At 46.0% G+C, this 21,215-nt stretch carries 15 protein-coding genes, 4 tRNA genes and 2 pseudogenes; 20 read left to right on the top strand and 1 reads right to left on the bottom strand.

All coding sequences use genetic code 11. From position 1 onward, the window contains the following. Positions 1–204: 204 nt before the first annotated feature. From dprA to topA, 4 genes and pseudogenes are all read left to right on the top strand, one after another. A pseudogene (gene dprA, locus ACTHS8_RS08340) lies at positions 205–1,135 on the top strand (DNA-processing protein DprA); the annotation flags it as partial. A 104-nt stretch (positions 1,136–1,239) separates the two neighbouring features. Continuing rightward, positions 1,240–1,395: pseudogene (locus ACTHS8_RS08345) on the top strand (DNA-processing protein DprA); the annotation flags it as partial. Between the two features lie 24 nt (positions 1,396–1,419). Beyond that, positions 1,420–1,875, top strand: a complete 456-nt coding sequence (locus ACTHS8_RS08350; RefSeq protein WP_003679497.1) for a DUF494 family protein — start codon at positions 1,420–1,422, stop codon at positions 1,873–1,875. A 73-nt stretch (positions 1,876–1,948) separates the two neighbouring features. After that, positions 1,949–4,255, top strand: a complete 2,307-nt coding sequence (topA, locus tag ACTHS8_RS08355; protein ID WP_107724226.1) for a type I DNA topoisomerase — start codon at positions 1,949–1,951, stop codon at positions 4,253–4,255. 83 nt (positions 4,256–4,338) lie between these two features. Here the strand turns inward: topA and ACTHS8_RS08360 are convergent, their stop codons facing one another. Next, the gene (locus ACTHS8_RS08360; RefSeq protein WP_188209999.1) at positions 4,339–5,514 is read right to left on the bottom strand and encodes a GTPase; all 1,176 of its coding nucleotides are present in this window, start codon (positions 5,512–5,514) and stop codon (positions 4,339–4,341) included. 130 nt (positions 5,515–5,644) lie between these two features. Between ACTHS8_RS08360 and ACTHS8_RS08365 the strand changes: the two genes are divergently transcribed. The 16 genes from ACTHS8_RS08365 (at position 5,645) to rpoC (ending at position 20,827) form a co-directional block, all read left to right on the top strand. Then, positions 5,645–6,028 carry a helix-turn-helix domain-containing protein gene (locus ACTHS8_RS08365; protein ID WP_128580462.1) on the top strand — a complete coding sequence of 128 codons (384 nt, stop codon included), beginning with the start codon at positions 5,645–5,647 and terminating at the stop codon, positions 6,026–6,028. A 132-nt stretch (positions 6,029–6,160) separates the two neighbouring features. Then, complete coding sequence (gene rsmD, locus ACTHS8_RS08370) at positions 6,161–6,733, top strand: 16S rRNA (guanine(966)-N(2))-methyltransferase RsmD (RefSeq protein ID WP_440373468.1); 573 nt, start codon at positions 6,161–6,163, stop codon at positions 6,731–6,733. A gap of 122 nt (positions 6,734–6,855) precedes the next feature. Beyond that, entirely contained in the window at positions 6,856–7,107 is a 252-nt protein-coding gene (locus tag ACTHS8_RS08375) for a YfhL family 4Fe-4S dicluster ferredoxin (protein WP_003679513.1), read from the top strand. Between the two features lie 98 nt (positions 7,108–7,205). Then, positions 7,206–7,289, top strand: a tRNA-Tyr gene (locus tag ACTHS8_RS08380). A 32-nt stretch (positions 7,290–7,321) separates the two neighbouring features. Next, positions 7,322–7,395 (top strand) — tRNA-Gly (locus ACTHS8_RS08385). Positions 7,396–7,404: 9 nt separating this feature from the next. Further along, positions 7,405–7,479: transfer RNA gene (locus ACTHS8_RS08390), tRNA-Thr, on the top strand. Between the two features lie 50 nt (positions 7,480–7,529). Beyond that, complete coding sequence (gene tuf, locus ACTHS8_RS08395; protein WP_440373469.1) at positions 7,530–8,714, top strand: elongation factor Tu; 1,185 nt, start codon at positions 7,530–7,532, stop codon at positions 8,712–8,714. A gap of 6 nt (positions 8,715–8,720) precedes the next feature. Beyond that, a tRNA-Trp gene (locus ACTHS8_RS08400) sits at positions 8,721–8,796 on the top strand. A 131-nt stretch (positions 8,797–8,927) separates the two neighbouring features. Beyond that, on the top strand, positions 8,928–9,203 hold the full coding sequence (gene secE, locus ACTHS8_RS08405) for a preprotein translocase subunit SecE (RefSeq protein WP_063076702.1): 276 nt from the start codon (positions 8,928–8,930) through the stop codon (positions 9,201–9,203). Positions 9,204–9,205: 2 nt separating this feature from the next. Then, positions 9,206–9,739: a transcription termination/antitermination protein NusG gene (gene nusG / locus ACTHS8_RS08410; RefSeq protein WP_063076703.1), complete on the top strand. Its 534-nt coding sequence runs from the start codon at positions 9,206–9,208 to the stop codon at positions 9,737–9,739. A gap of 105 nt (positions 9,740–9,844) precedes the next feature. Then, positions 9,845–10,279 (top strand): 50S ribosomal protein L11, encoded by a 435-nt coding sequence (rplK, locus tag ACTHS8_RS08415; protein ID WP_002220151.1) that lies wholly within the window; start codon positions 9,845–9,847, stop codon positions 10,277–10,279. Next, positions 10,279–10,974 (top strand): 50S ribosomal protein L1, encoded by a 696-nt coding sequence (gene rplA / locus ACTHS8_RS08420; RefSeq protein ID WP_003677918.1) that lies wholly within the window; start codon positions 10,279–10,281, stop codon positions 10,972–10,974. Before rplK ends, rplA begins: the two co-directional genes overlap by 1 nt. 223 nt (positions 10,975–11,197) lie before the next feature. Continuing rightward, a complete protein-coding gene (gene rplJ, locus ACTHS8_RS08425) occupies positions 11,198–11,698 on the top strand; it encodes a 50S ribosomal protein L10 (protein ID WP_003680699.1) in 501 nt (166 codons plus the stop codon). Positions 11,699–11,756: 58 nt separating this feature from the next. Beyond that, the gene (gene rplL, locus ACTHS8_RS08430) at positions 11,757–12,128 is read left to right on the top strand and encodes a 50S ribosomal protein L7/L12 (RefSeq protein WP_003677916.1); all 372 of its coding nucleotides are present in this window, start codon (positions 11,757–11,759) and stop codon (positions 12,126–12,128) included. Between the two features lie 189 nt (positions 12,129–12,317). Continuing rightward, a complete protein-coding gene (gene rpoB, locus ACTHS8_RS08435) occupies positions 12,318–16,496 on the top strand; it encodes a DNA-directed RNA polymerase subunit beta (RefSeq protein ID WP_440373470.1) in 4,179 nt (1,392 codons plus the stop codon). 155 nt (positions 16,497–16,651) lie between these two features. Continuing rightward, positions 16,652–20,827 (top strand): DNA-directed RNA polymerase subunit beta', encoded by a 4,176-nt coding sequence (gene rpoC / locus ACTHS8_RS08440; RefSeq protein WP_440373471.1) that lies wholly within the window; start codon positions 16,652–16,654, stop codon positions 20,825–20,827. Positions 20,828–21,215: the final 388 nt, after the last annotated feature.

Consider the following 21,215-nt stretch of genomic DNA (forward strand, 5'->3'; position numbering starts at 1 on the left):
CGTCTGAAAGCCATCAGGTTTTTCAGACGGCATCGTCATTTGACGGTTTGCTTAGACAAGCAATACTTTATAAAAATAATGATATGGCTCGGCATGGTTATTTTGCCTTTTAAGCCGACAGAAATTTTATATCAATAAAATATTCAGACGGCCTTGATTTACTTCAGGCCGTCTGAAAAAACATTACGAAAAGGGAACAGATTGATGACGGAAAACGAGCGTTTTGCTTGGTTGCAACTGGCATTTACGCCCTATATCGGCGCAGAAAGTTTTTTGGTGCTGTTGCAGCAATTCGGTAGCGCACAAGCAGCCTTGAATGCGCCGGCAGACAAAATTGCCGCGTTGGTGCGCCATAAACAGGCGGCCGAATCGTGGCGCAATGCGGACAAACGGGCTTTGGCGCAGCGGTCTGCCGAAGCCGCTTTACAATGGGAAATGCAGGACGGTTGCCGTCTGTTGCTACTGCAAGATGATGATTTCCCTGAAATGCTGACACAAGGCATTACCCCGCCGCCAGTTTTGTTTTTACGCGGCAATGCAGAGCTGCTGCACACACCTTCTGCCGCGATTGTCGGCAGCCGCCATGCCACGCCGCAGGCAATGCGGATTGCCAAAGATTTCGGCAGAGCGTTGAGTGAAAAAGGCATTCCCGTCGTATCGGGTATGGCTTCGGGTATCGATACCGCCGCTCATCAGGGCGCATTGCAGGCAGATGGCGGTACCATTGCCGTCTGGGGAACCGGTATAGACCGTATTTATCCGCCGTCCAATAAAAACCTTGCTTATGAAATTGCCGAAAGGGGATTGATTGTCAGCGAGTTCCCTTTGGATACGCGTCCGTTCGCAGGCAACTTTCCGCGCCGCAACCGTCTGATTGCCGCGTTGTCGCAGCTGACATTGGTGGTCGAGGCGGCATTGGAATCCGGCTCATTGATTACTGCCAAATTGGCGGCAGAGATGGGGCGCGAAGTGATGGCGGTACCCGGTTCGATAGACAATCCGCATAGCAAAGGCTGTCACAAGCTAATTAAAGACGGGGCAAAACTGGTTGAATGTTTGGACGATATTCTCCATGAGTGTCCGCAGCTATTGCAAAATACGCATGTTCCATCATATTCTATAAATAAGACGGTCAAACCGAAAAACGATCAAACCAAACAGCTGCAACCAAAAACAATAGTGAATGAACCGCAAAGGCCGTCTGAAAACCTATCTGCCGCCCCATCAACAAGCGCTTTATTGGAAGCAATGGGTTACGACCCGATACACCCCGATATTTTGGCGCAACAAACCAATACGGCAGCGGCAGACGTGTACGCACAGCTTTTGGAATACGAACTTGACGGTATCGTCGCCGCCTTACCGGGCGGCCGTTATCAGCGTGTCAAAGCATAAATTATCTATATTTAAGGAACCAGCATGACCGAAGTCATTGCCTATTTAATCGAACACTTCCAAGATTTCGACAATTGTCCGCCTCCGGAGGATTTGGGTCGCCTCTTGGAAGATGCGGGTTTTGATGCTACAGAAATCGGCAATACATTGATGATGATGGAAGTCTTGTTCAATACGTCCGAATTCTATGCCGAGCCGTTTAACAGCGACTCCCTGCGTGTATTCTGCCGTGAAGAAGCTGAAAACCTGCCGCAGGAAGTCATGGGCTTGATGCAGTATTTGGTTACCGAACACGCAATTACTTATGAGCAACGCGAAATCGTCATTCACGCCCTGATGCACATTCCATCAGACGAAATTACCCTCGATACCGCCAAAGTGTTGGTATTGCTGGTGTTGTGGATGCACAAGAGCGAGTTGCCCGTTCTGATAGGCGACGACTTGATGAGTGCGTTGACCGGACAAAACGTGATGCACTAAACCTTTTTTCAGACGGCCTCAATAATAAAGGCCGTCTGAAACATAAATCCAATACATCCAAAAGAGAACAACAATGGCGAAAAACCTATTAATCGTCGAATCCCCGTCCAAAGCCAAAACCCTGAAAAAATATCTGGGCGGTGATTTTGAAATCTTGGCGTCTTACGGCCACGTCCGCGACTTGGTACCCAAAAGCGGAGCAGTCGATCCCGACAATGGCTTTGCCATGAAATACCAATTGATCAGCCGCAACAGCAAACACGTCGATGCCATCGTCGCCGGTGCCAAAGAAGCTGAAAACATCTACCTCGCAACCGACCCGGATAGGGAAGGCGAAGCCATTTCTTGGCATCTTTTGGAAATCCTCAAATCCAAACGCGGCTTGAAAAATATCAAGCCGCAGCGTGTCGTGTTCCACGAAATTACCAAAAACGCCGTGCTCGATGCGGTTGCCCATCCGCGCGAAATCGAAATGGATTTGGTCGATGCGCAACAAGCCCGCCGCGCTTTGGACTATTTGGTTGGTTTCAACCTCTCGCCATTGTTGTGGAAAAAAATCCGCCGCGGTTTGAGTGCAGGCCGTGTGCAAAGTCCCGCTTTGCGCCTGATTTGCGAACGCGAAAACGAAATCCGCGCGTTTGAAGCGCAGGAATATTGGACGGTACATCTCGACAGCCACAAAGGCCGCAGTAAGTTTACCGCCAAACTCGCCCAATACAACGGCGCGAAACTCGAACAATTCGACCTGCCGAACGAAGCCGCGCAAGCCGACGTGTTGAAAGAACTCGAAGGCAAAGAGGCCGTCGTTACCGCCATTGAAAAGAAAAAGCGCAGCCGCAATCCAGCCGCGCCGTTCACCACTTCTACCATGCAGCAGGATGCTGTGCGCAAACTTGGCTTCACCACCGACCGCACCATGCGTACAGCCCAACAGCTTTATGAAGGTATAGACGTAGGGCAGGGTGCCATCGGTCTGATTACCTATATGCGTACCGACAGCGTGAATTTGGCGGATGAAGCGTTAACCGAAATCCGCCATTACATCGAAAACAAAATCGGCAAAGAATATCTGCCGAGTGCCGCCAAACAGTACAAAACCAAATCCAAAAACGCCCAAGAAGCCCACGAAGCGATCCGCCCGACATCCGTGTACCGCACGCCTGAAAGCGTCAAACCCTTCTTGAGCGCAGACCAGTTCAAACTCTATCAAATGATTTGGCAACGTACCGTCGCTTGTCAGATGACGCCCGCCAAATTCGACCAAACCACCGTTGATATTACCGTCGGTAAAGGCGTATTCCGCGTAACCGGACAAGTGCAAACCTTCGCAGGCTTCCTCAGCGTTTACGAAGAAAGCAGCGACGATGAAGAAAGCGAAGACAGCAAAAAACTGCCCGAAATGAGCGAAGGCGACAAATTGCCCGTGGACAAACTCTACGGCGAACAACACTTCACCACTCCGCCTCCACGCTACAACGAAGCCACGCTGGTTAAAGCCCTCGAAGAATACGGTATCGGCCGCCCTTCCACCTACGCCAGCATTATTTCCACGCTCAAAGACCGTGAATACGTTACCCTTGAGCAAAAACGCTTCATGCCCACCGACACAGGCGACATCGTCAATAAATTCTTGACCGAACACTTCGCCCAATATGTCGATTACCACTTCACAGCCAAACTTGAAGACCAGCTTGACGAAATTGCCAACGGCAAACGCCAATGGATTCCCGTGATGGACAAATTCTGGAAGCCGTTTATCAAGCAAGTGGAAGAAAAAGAAGGCATCGAACGCGCCAAATTTACCACTCAGGAACTTGACGAAACCTGCCCGAAATGCGGCGAACACAAACTGCAAATCAAATTCGGCAAAATGGGTCGTTTCGTCGCGTGTGCCGGTTATCCCGAGTGCAGCTACACGCGCAATGTCAACGAAACTGCAGAAGAAGCTGCCGAACGCATTGCCAAAGCGGAAGCAGAACAAGCTGAACTTGACGGACGCGAATGCCCTAAATGCGGCGGTCGCCTAGTGTACAAATACAGCCGCACCGGCAGCAAATTCATCGGCTGCGCCAACTATCCGAAATGCAAACACGTTGAACCGCTGGAAAAACCGAAAGATACCGGTGTCCAATGCCCGCAATGTAAAAAAGGCAACCTCGTCGAGCGCAAATCCCGCTACGGCAAACTGTTTTACAGTTGCAGCACTTATCCGGATTGCAACTACGCCACATGGAATCCGCCCATTGCAGAAACTTGTCCGAAATGTGCATGGCCGGTTTTAACCATCAAAACCACCAAACGCTGGGGCGTCGAAAAAGTCTGCCCGCAAAAAGAATGCGGCTGGAAAGAGCAAATTGAACCGCCTGCACCAAAGGAATAATTGGTTAAAGCTTGGGTGGAAAAAGGCCGTCTGAAAAATGATTTTCAGACGGCCTTTTGAATAAGAAATAGATTGTCGAAATACTAAGGTTTCTTAAAGAAGAGTTGGAAAGTGTCTACAATATCTTTGGTATTGACGGGCAGTTCAACATGTCCTGTATCGTTATTAAAGTAGTTTTCCATAACTCGAATATACGCAAAACCGATAGTTTCGGTAATGGCAAACGCTGTCGTTGCTGAAACTGCCCCGCCTATTATACTGCCAGCTCCAGGAATCAATTTGAGCGCGTATGAGACAGCAGTTTTGCCAGCATTAGCTATGGCGGTTACACCTAAAATACTCATAGCTGTTGAAGTGGCTACATTGTTTTCCATATCTACTTCAAAATAGCCATTAATCGAAAGAATCATCTTTGTCTGTATAGCAGCAATAATAGGCGCATCAGAAAATGGAATAGGAGAGGCCCCTGCAGTTGCGGCAGCTGCAGCGGCAAAATGTACAGCTTTTTTGGCATCCTCTTTCATTTTCTGTTTTCTTTTTAGGAGGTCAATCTTTTGTGCTCTTAAAAAAGTATCCTTTTTTACAGCATCTACATCCCCTAGGCATTCTTCTATTTTCGCTAACAGTTCTTCCAAGCCTTTTGGTTCAATAAAAACACCATCATCCACTTCAGTTCGAACGGAATTGACTCGTGCAAACCTGTCTTTTATAAAATCTGAATATTCTTTATTGAGTAGGGTAACTGCTTTGTGGTAAAAATCATCACCGGATTTCATCGTGTTAGTAAATACCACGACAGTTGGAATCATAAACTCTTTCAATAAACTCAATAAGGTAAGTTCTCTTTGTTCAATACGCCCAGAAGTTTCTTTAATACATAACCACGCAATATGAGGTATTTTATCGTCTTGTTGGGAATCAATGGCTTCTTTAAATCCCTTTTCAATATCAAGTCGCAGTTGTTTTGTTGTTTCTTCATATGATTCTGACTCGATGCCTTTGGTATCCCATAGTGTAATGGATTTGTTTGGAATAGTGATTTTTTCCAAGTGTTGGGTAATCGGGACACCATTACCTGATTCGACGATATTGTCACCAAAAATAGCATTTACTAATGAACTTTTGCCCACCCCAGTTGCACCCATTAAAACGATATTCAAATTTCCACGCTCTTGTCTCACTTGCTGGGCAGCCTTTTCAGGATTAAATTCTTGAGAGTTTTCGGAGTAAGAGGTTCCTAGATAGTCAGTGTAATTCATGTTGCTTCCTGTAAAATGATAGTATTGGTAAGGTATAGTTATTTTCTAAAAAATTTACCGTTGTGTTCCAGTAACGCAAAGTTTGAAATCTACCCTAATAATTCAATCATCTATACAGAAAGTTTAGTCTATGGAAACTCACGAAAAGATCCGCTTGATACGCGAATTAAATAAATGGTCTCAGGAAGAAATGGCGGAAAAGTTAGCCATGTCTGCCGGTGGATACGCTAAGATTGAGCGAGGTGAGACACAATTGAATATTCCAAGACTAGAGCAGTTGGCGGCTATCTTTAAAGTAGATATGTGGGATTTGTTGAAATCGGGTAATAACGGGATGGTTTTACAGATTAATGAAGGAGACAGTGGAGGCGATATCGCTTTATATGCTTCAAGTGATATGGCTATGAAATTGGAGTTGTTGAATCAGGAGTTAAAACATTGCCGGGAAATGCTGGAGCAGAAGGATAAGGAAATTGAGTTGTTGAGACAGCTGGCTGCTTCTGTGCAGAAGTAAAAGCCTAGGCCGTCTGAAAAATGATTTTCAGACGGCCTTTTTGTTTCTAAAAGAATAGAGTGAAATACGGCTTGATGGCAGTTTCACTATATAATTGAGGCCGTCTGAAAACTCGGCATCTTTTTAAAAATTATGGCAAACAATAAACATTCCAAACACACCAATCAAGTACGCATCATCGGTGGGCAATGCAGGGGACGAAAGTTAACATTTTTATCTGCAGACGGTCTGCGTCCGACGCCTGACAGCGTGCGTGAAAAACTGTTTAATTGGCTGGGCCAGGATTTAACCGGTAAAACAGTATTGGATTTATTCAGCGGCAGTGGTGCTTTGGGAATGGAGGCTGCTTCTCGTAATGCGGCAAAAGTGGTAATGGTCGATAACCACCGCCAAACTGTTCAAACGCTTCAGAAAAATATCCGTGAATTAGGTTTGAAACAGGTGGAAATCGTGTGTTCAGACGGCATGGCTTATCTGGCAAGGCCGTCTGAAAAATTTGATGTTGTGTTCCTTGATCCGCCGTTTGCATGGGAAGATTGGCAAAATCTGTTTATCCGATTGCAAAGCCACTTGAAAAATGGGGCAATGGTCTATATTGAAGCAGGGAAGCTACCTGAAAAACCGGATTGGCTGGAAGTTTATCGGGAAGGAAAGGCGGGAATGAGTAGGTTTGAATTGTTATTCTATTCGCAAGTTGCTGAATAGTATAGAATTTGAGAATCATTCCCAAGGTGTAAAACATTCTTTCAAACGGATTGTTCCGACGTCATTTGTGCTATAATCCGCGCCCAATCGGTTTTGATAATTTAAGAAAAAAGGAAATAGAAATGTCGCTCTTTATTACAGATGAGTGCATTAACTGCGATGTGTGCGAGCCGGAATGCCCTAATGATGCCATTTCGCAAGGTGAAGAAATTTACGAAATCAATCCAAATTTGTGTACACAATGTGTAGGCCATTACGATGAGCCTCAGTGCCAACAGGTATGCCCTGTCGACTGTATCTTGATCGATGAAGAACATCCTGAAACGCACGAAGAGTTGATGGCTAAGTACGAAAAAATCATTCAGTTTAAATAAATAGTGTTTAAAAGCAAAAGCTTGGGTATTTTTAAAGAAATAAATAAAAAAAAATCTTGACGGAAATCTGAGTTGCCAATAAACTAGCGTTCTCTTTTGGAGGGATTCCCGAGCGGTCAAAGGGGGCAGACTGTAAATCTGTTGCGTGAGCTTCGAAGGTTCGAATCCTTCTCCCTCCACCAAAAATTCTTACTTGGAGCAAAAAAGTGAGTATGCGGGTGTAGCTCAATGGTAGAGCAGAAGCCTTCCAAGCTTACGGTGAGGGTTCGATTCCCTTCACCCGCTCCAAACAATTTCGCCCATGTAGCTCAGGGGTAGAGCACTCCCTTGGTAAGGGAGAGGTCGGCAGTTCAAATCTGCCCATGGGCACCATCTCATTATTACCCTTTCTTTCAAAAAGCTATAGATTATAGGATATTGCCATGGCTAAGGAAAAATTTGAACGTAGCAAACCGCACGTAAACGTTGGCACCATCGGTCACGTTGACCATGGTAAAACCACTCTGACTGCTGCTTTGACTACTATTTTGGCTAAAAAATTCGGTGGCGCTGCAAAAGCTTACGACCAAATTGACAACGCTCCTGAAGAAAAAGCTCGTGGTATTACCATTAATACCTCACACGTAGAATACGAAACTGAAACCCGTCACTACGCGCACGTAGACTGCCCGGGCCACGCCGACTACGTTAAAAACATGATTACCGGTGCTGCACAAATGGACGGCGCGATCTTGGTATGTTCCGCAGCTGACGGTCCTATGCCACAAACTCGCGAACACATCCTGTTGGCTCGCCAAGTAGGTGTACCTTACATCATCGTATTCATGAACAAATGCGACATGGTTGACGATGCCGAGCTGTTGGAACTGGTTGAAATGGAAATCCGTGACTTGTTGTCAAGCTACGACTTCCCAGGCGATGACTGCCCAATCGTACAAGGTTCTGCACTGAAAGCTTTGGAAGGTGACGCTGCTTACGAAGAAAAAATCTTCGAATTGGCTGCTGCCTTGGACAGCTACATCCCAACACCTGAGCGTGCTGTGGACAAACCTTTCTTGTTGCCTATCGAAGACGTATTCTCTATCTCTGGCCGTGGTACAGTAGTAACCGGTCGTGTAGAGCGCGGTATCATCCATGTTGGTGACGAGATCGAAATCGTAGGTCTGAAAGCAACCCAAAAAACTACTTGTACCGGCGTTGAAATGTTCCGCAAACTGCTGGACGAAGGTCAAGCTGGTGACAACGTAGGCGTATTACTGCGTGGTACTAAACGTGAAGACGTAGAGCGTGGTCAAGTATTGGCTAAACCAGGTACTATCACTCCTCACACCAAGTTCAAAGCAGAAGTATACGTACTGAGCAAAGAAGAGGGTGGTCGTCACACTCCATTTTTCGCTAACTACCGTCCACAATTCTACTTCCGTACTACTGACGTAACTGGTGCAGTTACTTTGGAAGAAGGTGTAGAAATGGTAATGCCAGGTGAGAACGTAACCATTACTGTAGAACTGATTGCGCCAATCGCTATGGAAGAAGGTCTGCGCTTTGCGATTCGTGAAGGTGGTCGTACCGTAGGTGCGGGTGTGGTTTCTTCTATCATCGCTTAAGTTTAGAGGCCAATAGCTCAATTGGTAGAGTATCGGTCTCCAAAACCGAGGGTTGGGGGTTCGAGACCCTCTTGGCCTGCCAAATAAAAAATTAACCGGCCTTGTGTCGGTTAATTTTTTTGTACTTAAGTTTTAAGATTATTTGGAATTAATTAATGGATCAATGCCACTATCTAAAATGAAGGCGGGTGGGGTATTGATAAGTGAGTAAAGATGACAGAACATCCGTCTGGACGCAAAGAAGACCATCAGAAAAAGGAGGTTGTGGTAAGTAATAAGCCAGCTCCTGAAAAGAAAGAAGGTCTGTTTGCATATTTTAAGAGCTCTTGGACCGAGTTCAAGAAAGTGGTTTGGCCGAGTCGGGATGAAGCGGTCAAAATGACTGTATTTGTAATTATCTTTGTTGCGATTTTAGCGGCCTTCATTTATGTGGCAGATACAATTATTTCATGGTTGTTTTTTGATGTTTTATTAAATAGGAAAGGGTAAAGATGTCAAAGCGTTGGTATGTGGTGCAGGCCTATTCCGGTTTTGAAAAAAATGTCCAAAAAACATTGAAAGAGCGTATTGCTCGTGAAAACATGGAAGATTATTTCGGTCAGATTCTTGTGCCCGTCGAGGAAGTAGTAGATATCAAGAATGGTCGAAAAACCATCAGTGAGCGTAAATTCTATCCAGGCTATGTATTGGTCGAAATGGAAATGACTGATGATTCATGGCACTTGGTTAAGAGTACTCCTCGAGTAAATGGTTTTGTAGGCGGTAGTGGAAATCGCCCGATCCCAATTTCTCAAAAAGATGCAGATGCTATTTTGCAACAAGCTAAAACAGGTGTTGAGAAGCCAAAACCAAAAGTTCAGTTTGAAGTTGGTCAGCAAGTTCGAGTAAACGAAGGCCCATTTGCTGATTTTAACGGTATTGTTGATGAAGTTAATTACGAACGTAATAGACTGCGTGTTTCTGTTCAGATTTTTGGTCGCGAAACACCGGTTGAATTAGAGTTCGGCCAAGTTGAAAAGATTTAAGTGGTTTAATTCGCTTGAAATTTTTTTTTTAAGCGGATATAATCGCGAATTCTGTTTGGGAAGCGGAATGGTTCCGCGTTATACCCGTTTTTAGGAGTCCTTTAAGTGGCAAAGAAAATTATCGGCTACATTAAACTGCAAATTCCTGCAGGTAAAGCCAATCCATCTCCCCCAGTTGGTCCAGCCTTGGGCCAACGTGGTTTGAACATCATGGAATTCTGTAAAGCATTTAATGCTGCAACCCAAGGTATGGAACCTGGTTTGCCAATTCCAGTCGTGATTACTGCATTTGCAGATAAGTCATTCACATTTGTGATGAAAACACCACCAGCTTCTATCTTGTTGAAAAAAGCTGCTGGTCTGCAAAAAGGTAGTTCTAATCCTCTGACTAACAAAGTGGGTAAATTGACCCGTGCTCAGTTGGAAGAAATTGCTAAAACTAAAGAGCCTGATTTGACTGCTGCTGACTTGGATGCGGCTGTTCGTACTATCGCAGGTTCTGCTCGCTCAATGGGCTTGGACGTGGAGGGTGTTGTATAATGGCTAAAGTATCTAAACGCTTGAAAGCTCTTCGCTCTTCTGTTGAAGCTAACAAACTGTACGCAATCGACGAAGCAATTGCTTTGGTTAAAAAAGCTGCTACCGCTAAATTTGACGAGTCTGTTGACGTATCTTTCAACTTGGGCGTTGATCCTCGTAAATCTGACCAAGTTATTCGTGGTTCAGTCGTTCTGCCTAAAGGTACCGGTAAAACAACTCGCGTAGCTGTGTTTACTCAAGGTGCAAATGCAGATGCTGCTAAAGAAGCTGGTGCAGATATTGTCGGTTTTGAAGATCTGGCTGCTGAAATCAAAGCTGGTAACCTGAACTTTGACGTTGTTATTGCTTCTCCTGATGCAATGCGTATCGTTGGTCAATTGGGTACCATCTTGGGTCCTCGTGGTCTGATGCCAAACCCTAAAGTAGGTACTGTTACTCCTAACGTTGCTGAAGCAGTTAAAAATGCAAAAGCAGGTCAAGTACAATACCGTACAGATAAAGCCGGTATCGTTCACGCAACTATCGGTCGTGCTTCTTTCGCTGAAGCTGACTTGAAAGAAAACTTCAATGCGTTGCTGGATGCTATCGTTAAAGCCAAACCTGCTGCTGCTAAAGGTCAGTACCTGAAAAAAGTTGCTGTATCCAGCACTATGGGTTTGGGTGTTCGCGTTGATACTGCAAGCGTGAACAACTAAGAAATTTTCAGGTGATCCAATTTTCTGGATTGCCTGAATTTGGGCTACTTAAAATTAAGTAGATGTCCAAGACCGTAGGGATCGTAAGATTTAATCGTAACTGCCCTACGCAGACGGTAGTCCTGAAACACATTGCAAGATTGCTTGTAAGATGTCTTTTTAGGTTACCGCGCTGGTGGGATATCATTTCGGTATCCTGTTTGTAAACAGTGGGAGGTAGACCTTGAGTCTCAATATTGAAACCAAGAAAGTGGCCGTAGAGGAAATTAGCGCAGCAATTGCTAACGCTCAAACTCTCGTAGTCGCTGAATATCGCGGTATCAGTGTTTCCAGCATGACTGAGCTTCGTGCGAATGCACGTAAAGAAGGCGTTTACTTGCGCGTTCTGAAAAATACTCTGGCTCGTCGCGCAGTAGAGGGTACTTCATTCGCAGGTTTGGCTGATCAAATGGTTGGTCCGTTGGTTTACGCTGCTTCTGAAGATGCTGTTGCTGCTGCTAAAGTGCTGCACCAATTCGCGAAAAAAGATGACAAAATTATCGTTAAAGCCGGTTCTTACAATGGCGAAGTGATGAATCCTGCTCAGGTTGCTGAGTTGGCTTCTATTCCAAGTCGCGAAGAACTGTTGTCCAAACTGTTGTTCGTTATGCAAGCTCCTGTATCAGGCTTTGCACGTGGTTTGGCTGCTTTGGCAGAGAAAAAAGCTGGCGAAGAAGCCGCTTAATCGATTTTGTTTCATTTAATCAATTATTTTTTAATACAATATTTGGAGTATAAATAGCATGGCTATTACTAAAGAAGACATTTTGGAAGCCGTTGGTTCTTTGACCGTAATGGAATTGAACGACCTGGTTAAAGCTTTTGAAGAAAAATTTGGCGTTTCTGCTGCTGCAGTTGCAGTTGCAGGCCCTGCAGGTGCTGGTGCAGCTGCTGCTGAAGAAAAAACTGAATTCGACGTAGTATTGGCTTCTGCCGGTGATCAAAAAGTTGGCGTGATTAAAGTTGTCCGCGCTATCACTGGCCTGGGTCTGAAAGAAGCTAAAGACATCGTTGACGGTGCACCTAAAACTCTGAAAGAAGGTGTTTCTAAAGCTGAAGCTGAAGACATCCAAAAACAACTGGAAGAAGCCGGCGCTAAAGTCGAAATCAAATAATTTGATGCTTCCAATGAAGGCTGGCAGTTTTCTGCCAGCCTTATTTTGCTTCTTAAAATAAGCATCAGGCATTGTTTACATTTATTTGCATAGTCTTTATAAAATCATTGCAAATAAATGTAAATATCAGATTGATGCATGCCGTTGTTTCAGACGGCCTATTATTTAAAATTGCTTTTCGGAGTGTATATGAGCTATTCGTTTACCGAGAAAAAACGTATCCGTAAGAGTTTTGCAAAGCGAGAGAATGTCTTAGATGTTCCTTTCCTGCTGGCAACCCAAATTGATTCTTATGCGAAATTTTTGCAGCTGGAAAATGCTTTTGATCAACGTACTGATGATGGTCTACAAGCGGCATTTAATTCTATTTTCCCGATTGTGAGCCATAACGGTTATGCGCGACTGGAGTTTGTGCATTACACATTGGGCGAGCCTTTGTTCGATATTCCTGAATGTCAATTGCGCGGCATTACTTACGCGGCTCCATTGCGTGCCCGTATCCGTTTGGTGATTTTAGATAAAGAAGCATCTAAGCCGACTGTAAAAGAAGTTCGTGAAAACGAAGTGTATATGGGTGAAATCCCATTGATGACGCCAAGCGGCTCTTTTGTCATCAATGGTACTGAGCGTGTGATTGTTTCCCAGCTGCACCGTTCTCCTGGTGTGTTCTTTGAGCATGACCGTGGTAAAACACATTCTTCCGGTAAGCTGTTGTTCTCTGCTCGTATTATTCCTTACCGTGGTTCATGGTTGGATTTCGAATTTGATCCAAAAGATTTGCTGTATTTCCGTATCGACCGTCGCCGTAAAATGCCGGTTACGATTTTGTTGAAAGCTTTGGGCTACAACAATGAACAAATCTTGGATATTTTCTACGACAAAGAAACTTTCTATTTGTCTTCAAACGGTGTTCAAACTGATCTGATTGCAGGCCGTCTGAAAGGTGAAACTGCCAAAGTTGATATCTTGGATAAAGAAGGCAATGTACTGGTCGCCAAAGGTAAACGCATTACTGCGAAAAATATCCGTGATATTACCAATGCAGGCTTGACTCGTTTGGATGTAGAGCCAGAAAGCCTGATTGGCAAAGCATTGGCTGCTGACCTGATTGATCCGGAAACCGGCGAAGTATTAGCGTCTGCGAACGATGAAATTACAGAAGAACTGTTGGCTAAACTTGATATCCATGGCGTAAAAGAAATTACGACCCTTTATATCAATGAATTGGATCAAGGTGGTTACATCTCCAGCACTCTGCGTACAGACGAAACTGCTGATCAGCAAGCTGCACGCGTAGCGATTTACCGCATGATGCGTCCTGGCGAACCGCCTACCGAAGAAGCTGTTGAACAGCTCTTCAACCGCTTGTTCTTCAGTGAAGACAGCTATGATTTGTCTCGCGTAGGCCGTATGAAATTTAATACGCGCACATACGAACAAAAATTGTCTGAAGCACAACAAAACTCTTGGTATGGCCGTTTGCTGAACGAAACTTTGGCTGGCGCAGCTGAAAAAGGCGGTTACGTTCTGAGCGTTGAAGACATTGTTGCTTCTATTGCTACATTGGTTGAACTGCGTAATGGTCATGGCGAAGTAGACGATATTGATCACTTGGGTAATCGTCGTGTCCGTTCTGTTGGTGAGTTGACTGAAAACCAATTCCGCAGCGGTTTGGCTCGTGTAGAACGTGCAGTTAAAGAACGTTTGAACCAAGCAGAATCTGAGAACTTAATGCCGCATGACTTGATCAATGCGAAACCTGTTTCTGCCGCGATTAAAGAATTCTTCGGCTCCAGCCAATTGAGCCAATTTATGGATCAGACTAACCCATTGTCTGAAGTAACCCATAAACGCCGTGTATCTGCATTGGGCCCGGGCGGTTTGACTCGTGAACGTGCAGGCTTTGAGGTGCGAGACGTACACCCGACCCATTATGGCCGTGTATGTCCTATTGAAACACCTGAGGGTCCAAACATTGGTTTGATCAACTCACTGTCCGTTTATGCGCGTACTAATGATTATGGCTTCTTGGAAACCCCTTACCGCCGTGTTGTCGATGGTAAAGTAACTGAAGAAATTGATTACTTGTCTGCTATCGAAGAAGGCCGTTATGTGATTGCACAGGCGAATGCCGATTTGGACAAAGACGGTAATCTGATTGGCGACTTGGTTACTTGTCGTGAAAAAGGCGAAACCATTATGGCAACGCCTGACCGCGTTCAATATATGGACGTGGCAACCGGCCAAGTGGTATCCGTTGCAGCATCTCTGATTCCATTCTTGGAACATGATGACGCGAACCGTGCATTGATGGGTGCCAACATGCAACGTCAGGCCGTACCGTGCCTGCGTCCTGAGAAACCAATGGTTGGTACCGGTATCGAACGCTCTGTTGCCGTTGACTCTGCAACTGCAATCGTTGCCCGCCGTGGTGGTGTGGTTGAGTATGTAGATGCCAACCGCGTCGTAGTTCGTGTTCATGATGATGAAGCGACTGCCGGTGAAGTGGGTGTCGATATTTACAACTTGGTTAAATTCACCCGTTCCAACCAATCTACCAACATCAACCAACGTCCGGCTGTAAAAGCAGGCGATGTGTTGCAACGTGGTGACTTGGTGGCCGACGGTGCATCTACCGATTTGGGCGAGTTGGCTTTGGGTCAAAACATGACCATCGCCTTCATGCCATGGAACGGTTACAACTACGAAGACTCGATTCTGATTTCAGAAAAAGTGGCTGCGGACGATCGTTACACTTCGATTCACATTGAAGAGCTGAACGTTGTTGCACGTGACACTAAATTGGGTGCGGAAGACATTACCCGCGATATTCCGAACTTGTCCGAACGTATGCAAAACCGTTTGGATGAATCCGGTATCGTATATATCGGTGCAGAAGTAGAGGCCGGTGACGTCTTGGTAGGTAAAGTAACGCCTAAAGGCGAAACTCAACTGACTCCTGAAGAAAAACTGCTGCGTGCCATCTTCGGTGAAAAAGCATCTGACGTAAAAGATACTTCATTGCGTATGCCTACCGGCATGAGCGGTACCGTTATCGACGTTCAAGTCTTCACTCGTGAAGGTATCCAACGCGATAAACGTGCTCAATCCATTATTGATTCAGAATTGAAACGTTACCGTCAAGATTTGGGCGATCAATTGCGTATTTTCGATAATGACGCATTCGACCGTATCGAACGTATGATTGTGGGTCAAAAAGCTAATGGTGGTCCGATGAAGCTGGCTAAAGGCAGTGAAATCACTACCGAATATTTGGCAAGCCTGTCCAGCAAACATGATTGGTTTGACATCCGTCTGGCTGACGAAGACTTGGCCAAACAGTTGGAACTGATTAAATTGAGTCTGCAACAAAAACGCGAAGAAGCGGATGAGTTGTATGAGATCAAGAAGAAAAAACTGACCCAAGGTGACGAGCTGCAACCGGGCGTACAAAAAATGGTGAAAGTATTTATCGCCATCAAACGCCGTCTGCAAGCCGGTGACAAAATGGCGGGTCGCCACGGTAACAAAGGTGTGGTATCACGCATTCTGCCAGTGGAAGACATGCCTTACATGGCTGACGGCCGTCCGGTAGACATCGTACTGAACCCGTTGGGCGTACCTTCCCGTATGAACATCGGTCAGATTTTAGAAGTTCACTTGGGTTGGGCGGCAAAAGGTATCGGCGAGCGCATCGACCGTATGCTGAAAGAGCAACGCAAGGCCAGCGAGCTGCGTGAATTCTTGAATAAACTCTACAACAGCAGCGGTAAGAAAGAAGATTTAGACAGCCTGACAGATGAAGAAATCATTGAATTGGCTTCTAACTTGCGTAAAGGCGCATCTTTCGCGTCCCCAGTGTTTGACGGTGCGAAAGAGTCTGAAATCCGCGAAATGTTGAACTTGGCTTATCCAAGCGATGATCCTGAAGTCGAAAAATTGGGCTTTAACGACAGCAAAACCCAAATCACGCTGTATGACGGACGCTCTGGCGAACCGTTTGACCGCAAGGTAACAGTCGGTGTGATGCACTATCTGAAACTGCACCACTTGGTTGATGAAAAAATGCACGCCCGTTCTACCGGTCCGTACAGTCTGGTTACCCAACAACCTCTGGGCGGTAAAGCCCAGTTCGGTGGCCAACGTTTCGGTGAGATGGAGGTTTGGGCGCTGGAAGCATACGGTGCAGCATACACGTTGCAAGAGATGCTGACAGTGAAGTCGGACGACGTGAACGGTCGTACCAAAATGTACGAAAACATCGTCAAAGGCGAACACAAAATCGATGCCGGTATGCCTGAATCCTTCAACGTATTGGTTAAAGAGATTCGCTCACTGGGCTTGGATATCGATTTGGAACGCTACTAAACAGAAGTTTTCAGACGGCCTTTTAAGGTCGTCTGAAAAAGCGGTTTCAGAATAAGAATAAAGCAATCGGCATTTAGGCCGTCTGAAATCAAAAGTACCGTTTCCAATATCGAAAATCCGCCACGCGGTAAAAATACTTCCTTCAAGGAGCAAAAATGAATTTGTTGAACTTATTTAATCCGTTGCAAACCGCCGGCATGGAAGAAGAGTTTGATGCCATCAAAATCGGTATTGCCTCTCCCGAAACCATCCGCTCATGGTCTTATGGCGAAGTTAAAAAACCTGAAACCATCAACTACCGTACGTTCAAACCAGAGCGCGACGGTTTGTTCTGCGCCAAAATCTTTGGCCCGGTCAAAGACTATGAATGTTTGTGCGGTAAGTACAAACGCTTGAAATTTAAAGGCGTAACCTGTGAAAAATGTGGCGTGGAAGTGACCCTGTCCAAAGTGCGCCGCGAACGCATGGGCCATATCGAATTGGCTGCACCTGTTGCCCATATCTGGTTCTTAAAATCCCTGCCTTCCCGCCTGGGTATGGTATTGGACATGACGTTGCGTGATATCGAACGCGTATTGTACTTTGAAGCATTCGTGGTGACCGATCCCGGCATGACTCCGTTGCAACGCCGTCAATTGCTGACTGAAGACGATTACTACAATAAGCTGGACGAATACGGCGACGACTTTGATGCCAAAATGGGTGCGGAAGGTATCCGCGAATTGCTGCGCACCTTGGATATTGCCGGCGAGATCGAAATCCTGCGTCAAGAGTTGGAATCTACCGGTTCTGACACCAAAATTAAAAAAATTGCCAAACGCTTGAAAGTATTGGAAGCCTTCCACCGTTCCGGTATGAAACTGGAGTGGATGATTATGGATGTGCTGCCGGTATTGCCACCTGATTTGCGTCCTTTGGTTCCATTGGATGGCGGTCGTTTTGCCACTTCCGATTTGAACGATTTGTACCGTCGCGTCATCAACCGTAACAACCGTCTGAAACGTCTGTTGGAACTGCATGCACCTGACATCATCGTCCGCAACGAAAAACGTATGTTGCAAGAAGCAGTTGACTCTCTGTTGGATAACGGCCGTCGCGGTAAAGCCATGACCGGTGCTAACAAACGTCCGCTGAAATCATTGGCAGATATGATTAAAGGTAAAGGCGGCCGCTTCCGTCAAAACCTGCTGGGTAAACGTGTGGACTACTCCGGTCGTTCCGTGATTACCGTAGGCCCATACCTGCGTCTGCACCAATGTGGTCTGCCGAAGAAAATGGCTTTGGAACTATTCAAACCGTTCATTTTCCATAAACTGGAAAAACAAGGTTTGGCTTCTACCGTTAAAGCTGCGAAAAAATTGGTAGAACAAGAAGTACCTGAAGTATGGGATATCTTGGAAGAAGTAATCCGCGAACATCCGATTATGCTGAACCGTGCGCCAACCCTGCACCGTTTGGGTATTCAAGCGTTCGAACCTATCCTGATTGAAGGTAAAGCGATTCAGTTGCACCCATTGGTGTGTGCCGCATTTAACGCCGACTTTGACGGTGACCAAATGGCTGTACACGTTCCATTGAGCTTGGAAGCACAAATGGAAGCACGCACGCTGATGCTGGCTTCAAACAACGTATTGTCTCCAGCCAACGGCGAACCAATCATCGTACCTTCTCAAGATATCGTATTGGGTCTGTACTACATGACCCGAGACCGTATCAATGCCAAAGGCGAAGGCAGCCTGTTTGCCGATGTGAAAGAAGTGCATCGTGCATACTATACCAAACAGGTTGAGCTGGGTACGAAAATTACCGTACGTCTGCGTGAATGGGTGAAAAACGAAGCAGGTGAGTTTGAGCCTGTCGTTAACCGTTACGAAACGACTGTCGGCCGTGCATTGTTGAGCGAAATCCTGCCTAAAGGCCTGCCATTCGAGTACATCAACAAAGCGCTGAAGAAAAAAGAAATTTCTAAACTGATTAACGCATCATTCCGTCTTTGCGGCCTGCGTGAAACAGTTATTTTCGCTGACCACCTGATGTATACCGGTTTCGGTTTTGCGGCTAAAGGCGGTATTTCCATTGCGGTTGACGATATGGAAATTCCGAAAGAAAAAGCAGCCTTGCTGGCTGAGGCTAATGCTGAAGTTAAAGAAATCGAAGACCAATACCGTCAAGGTTTGGTAACTAACGGCGAACGTTACAACAAAGTGGTCGATATTTGGGGTCGTGCCGGCGATAAGATCGCTAAAGCGATGATGGACAACCTATCCAAACAAAAAGTTATCGATCGTGACGGCAACGAAGTTGATCAAGAGTCCTTCAACTCTATTTACATGATGGCTGACTCTGGTGCCCGTGGTTCTGCAGCTCAGATTAAACAGTTGTCCGGTATGCGTGGTTTGATGGCGAAGCCTGACGGCTCAATTATTGAAACGCCTATTACCTCCAACTTCCGCGAAGGCCTGACCGTATTGCAATACTTTATTGCGACCCACGGTGCGCGTAAGGGTTTGGCGGATACCGCGTTGAAAACTGCAAACTCCGGTTATCTGACCCGTCGTTTGGTAGACGTAACCCAAGACTTGGTAGTTGTTGAAGACGATTGCGGTACTTCAGACGGCTTTGTGATGAAGGCAGTGGTACAAGGCGGTGATGTGATTGAAGCCTTGCGCGATCGTATTTTGGGCCGCGTTACTGCTTCTGATGTTGTCGATCCTTCGACTGGCGAGACTTTGGTTGAAGCCGGTACGTTGTTGACCGAGAAACTGGTAGATATGATCGACCAATCCGGTGTCGATGAAGTCAAAGTCCGTACTCCGATTACTTGTAAAACCCGTCATGGCCTGTGTGCACACTGTTATGGCCGCGACTTGGCACGCGGTAAACTGGTTAACGCCGGTGAGGCAGTTGGTGTGATTGCTGCACAATCCATTGGTGAACCAGGTACTCAGCTGACCATGCGTACGTTCCACATTGGTGGTGCGGCATCTCGTGCAGCGGCGGCCAGCCAAGTAGAAGCCAAATCCAACGGTACAGCACGTTTCAGCAGCCAAATGCGTTACGTTGCTAACAACAAAGGCGAGTTGGTTGTCATCGGCCGTTCTTGTGAAGTAGTGATTCACGACGATATCGGTCGCGAACGTGAACGTCACAAAGTACCTTACGGTGCAATCCTGCTGGTACAAGACGGCGAAGCCATTAAAGCTGGTCAAACCTTGGCAACTTGGGATCCGCATACCCGTCCGATGATTACCGAACATGCAGGTATGGTGAAATTCGAAAACGTGGAAGAGGGTGTTACTGTTGCGAAACAAACCGACGATGTAACCGGTTTGTCTACTTTGGTAGTGATTGATGGCAAACGTCGTTCCTCTGGTGCTTCTAAACTGTTGCGTCCGACTGTCAAACTGTTGGATGAAAATGGTCTGGAAATTTGTATCCCAGGTACGACTACCCCAGTTTCTATGGCATTCCCGGTCGGTGCGGTGATTACCATCCGTGAAGGTCAGGAAGTCGGTAAGGGTGATGTGTTGGCACGTATTCCGCAAGCGTCTTCTAAAACCCGCGATATTACCGGTGGTCTGCCACGCGTAGCCGAATTGTTTGAAGCACGCGTGCCGAAAGATGCAGGTATGTTGGCAGAAATTACCGGTACCGTTTCCTTCGGTAAAGAAACCAAAGGTAAACAGCGTCTGATTATTACCGACGTAGACGGTGTAGCATACGAAACCCTGATTTCTAAAGAGAAACAGATTCTGGTACACGACGGTCAAGTGGTAAACCGCGGTGAAACCATCGTAGACGGTGCCGTAGATCCACACGACATTCTGCGTCTGCAAGGTATCGAAGCATTGGCCCGCTACATTGTTCAAGAGGTACAAGAGGTTTACCGCCTGCAAGGTGTGAAGATTTCCGATAAACACATCGAAGTCATCATCCGCCAAATGCTGCGTCGAGTGAACATCGTTGATTCCGGTGATACTGAGTTCATTACCGGCGAACAAGTTGAGCGTGGCGATGTGATGCTTGCCAATGAAAAAGCCATGGCTGAAGACAAAGAGCCAGCACGTTACGAAAACGTGTTGCTGGGTATTACCAAAGCTTCCTTGTCTACAGACAGCTTTATTTCTGCGGCATCGTTCCAAGAAACAACCCGCGTCTTGACAGAGGCCGCTATTATGGGCAAACAAGACGAGCTGCGCGGTTTGAAAGAGAATGTGATTGTCGGTCGTTTGATTCCTGCCGGTACAGGTTTGACCTATCACCGCAGCCGCCACCAACAATGGCAGCAAGCTGATCAAGAAATTTCTGAAACCGAAGCTTCAGACGAATAATCTCTCGGGATTATTGTGAAAATAAAACCGCAAGCCAGTCTTGCGGTTTTATTTTTTAGAGGATTTAAAAGAGGGTAGAGATTAAGGCAGTCTGAATAAATAAGGAAAGCAATGGAGAAAAATAAGTAGAGAGCCAAATTACGGACTTATTTAAAATGACAAAGGCCGAGACCTTTGCAAAATTCCTTTCCCCTCGACAGCCGAAACCTAAACATAGGTTGAGACCTTTGCAAAATTCCCCAAAATCCCCTAAATTTCCACCAAGACATTTAGGGGATTTTGGGGAATTTTGCAAAGGTCTCAGGCCGTCTAAATCTTTCAGACGGCCTTTGTTTCCAAAATTTAGACATAAATTGGAAAACACTAAACTTTATCAGTCATTTGCTTG

The sequence above is a fragment of the Neisseria sp. P0016.S008 genome (assembly GCF_051957775.1).
Classification (GTDB): Bacteria; Pseudomonadota; Gammaproteobacteria; order Burkholderiales; family Neisseriaceae; genus Neisseria; species Neisseria flavescens_B.

Excerpts from the sequence above, each read along its gene's own strand:
- ACTHS8_RS08365 (WP_128580462.1), top strand. The coding sequence starts at position 5,645 with ATGGAAACTCACGAAAAGATCCGCTTGATACGCGAATTAAATAAATGG.
- ACTHS8_RS08350 (WP_003679497.1), top strand. The coding sequence starts at position 1,420 with ATGACCGAAGTCATTGCCTATTTAATCGAACACTTCCAAGATTTCGAC.
- rplA (WP_003677918.1), top strand. The coding sequence starts at position 10,279 with ATGGCTAAAGTATCTAAACGCTTGAAAGCTCTTCGCTCTTCTGTTGAA.
- tuf (WP_440373469.1), top strand. The coding sequence starts at position 7,530 with ATGGCTAAGGAAAAATTTGAACGTAGCAAACCGCACGTAAACGTTGGC.
- topA (WP_107724226.1), top strand. The coding sequence starts at position 1,949 with ATGGCGAAAAACCTATTAATCGTCGAATCCCCGTCCAAAGCCAAAACC.
- rsmD (WP_440373468.1), top strand. The coding sequence starts at position 6,161 with ATGGCAAACAATAAACATTCCAAACACACCAATCAAGTACGCATCATC.
- ACTHS8_RS08360 (WP_188209999.1), bottom strand. The coding sequence starts at position 5,514 with ATGAATTACACTGACTATCTAGGAACCTCTTACTCCGAAAACTCTCAA.
- ACTHS8_RS08375 (WP_003679513.1), top strand. The coding sequence starts at position 6,856 with ATGTCGCTCTTTATTACAGATGAGTGCATTAACTGCGATGTGTGCGAG.
- secE (WP_063076702.1), top strand. The coding sequence starts at position 8,928 with ATGACAGAACATCCGTCTGGACGCAAAGAAGACCATCAGAAAAAGGAG.
- rpoB (WP_440373470.1), top strand. The coding sequence starts at position 12,318 with ATGAGCTATTCGTTTACCGAGAAAAAACGTATCCGTAAGAGTTTTGCA.
- rpoC (WP_440373471.1), top strand. The coding sequence starts at position 16,652 with ATGAATTTGTTGAACTTATTTAATCCGTTGCAAACCGCCGGCATGGAA.
- nusG (WP_063076703.1), top strand. The coding sequence starts at position 9,206 with ATGTCAAAGCGTTGGTATGTGGTGCAGGCCTATTCCGGTTTTGAAAAA.
- rplL (WP_003677916.1), top strand. The coding sequence starts at position 11,757 with ATGGCTATTACTAAAGAAGACATTTTGGAAGCCGTTGGTTCTTTGACC.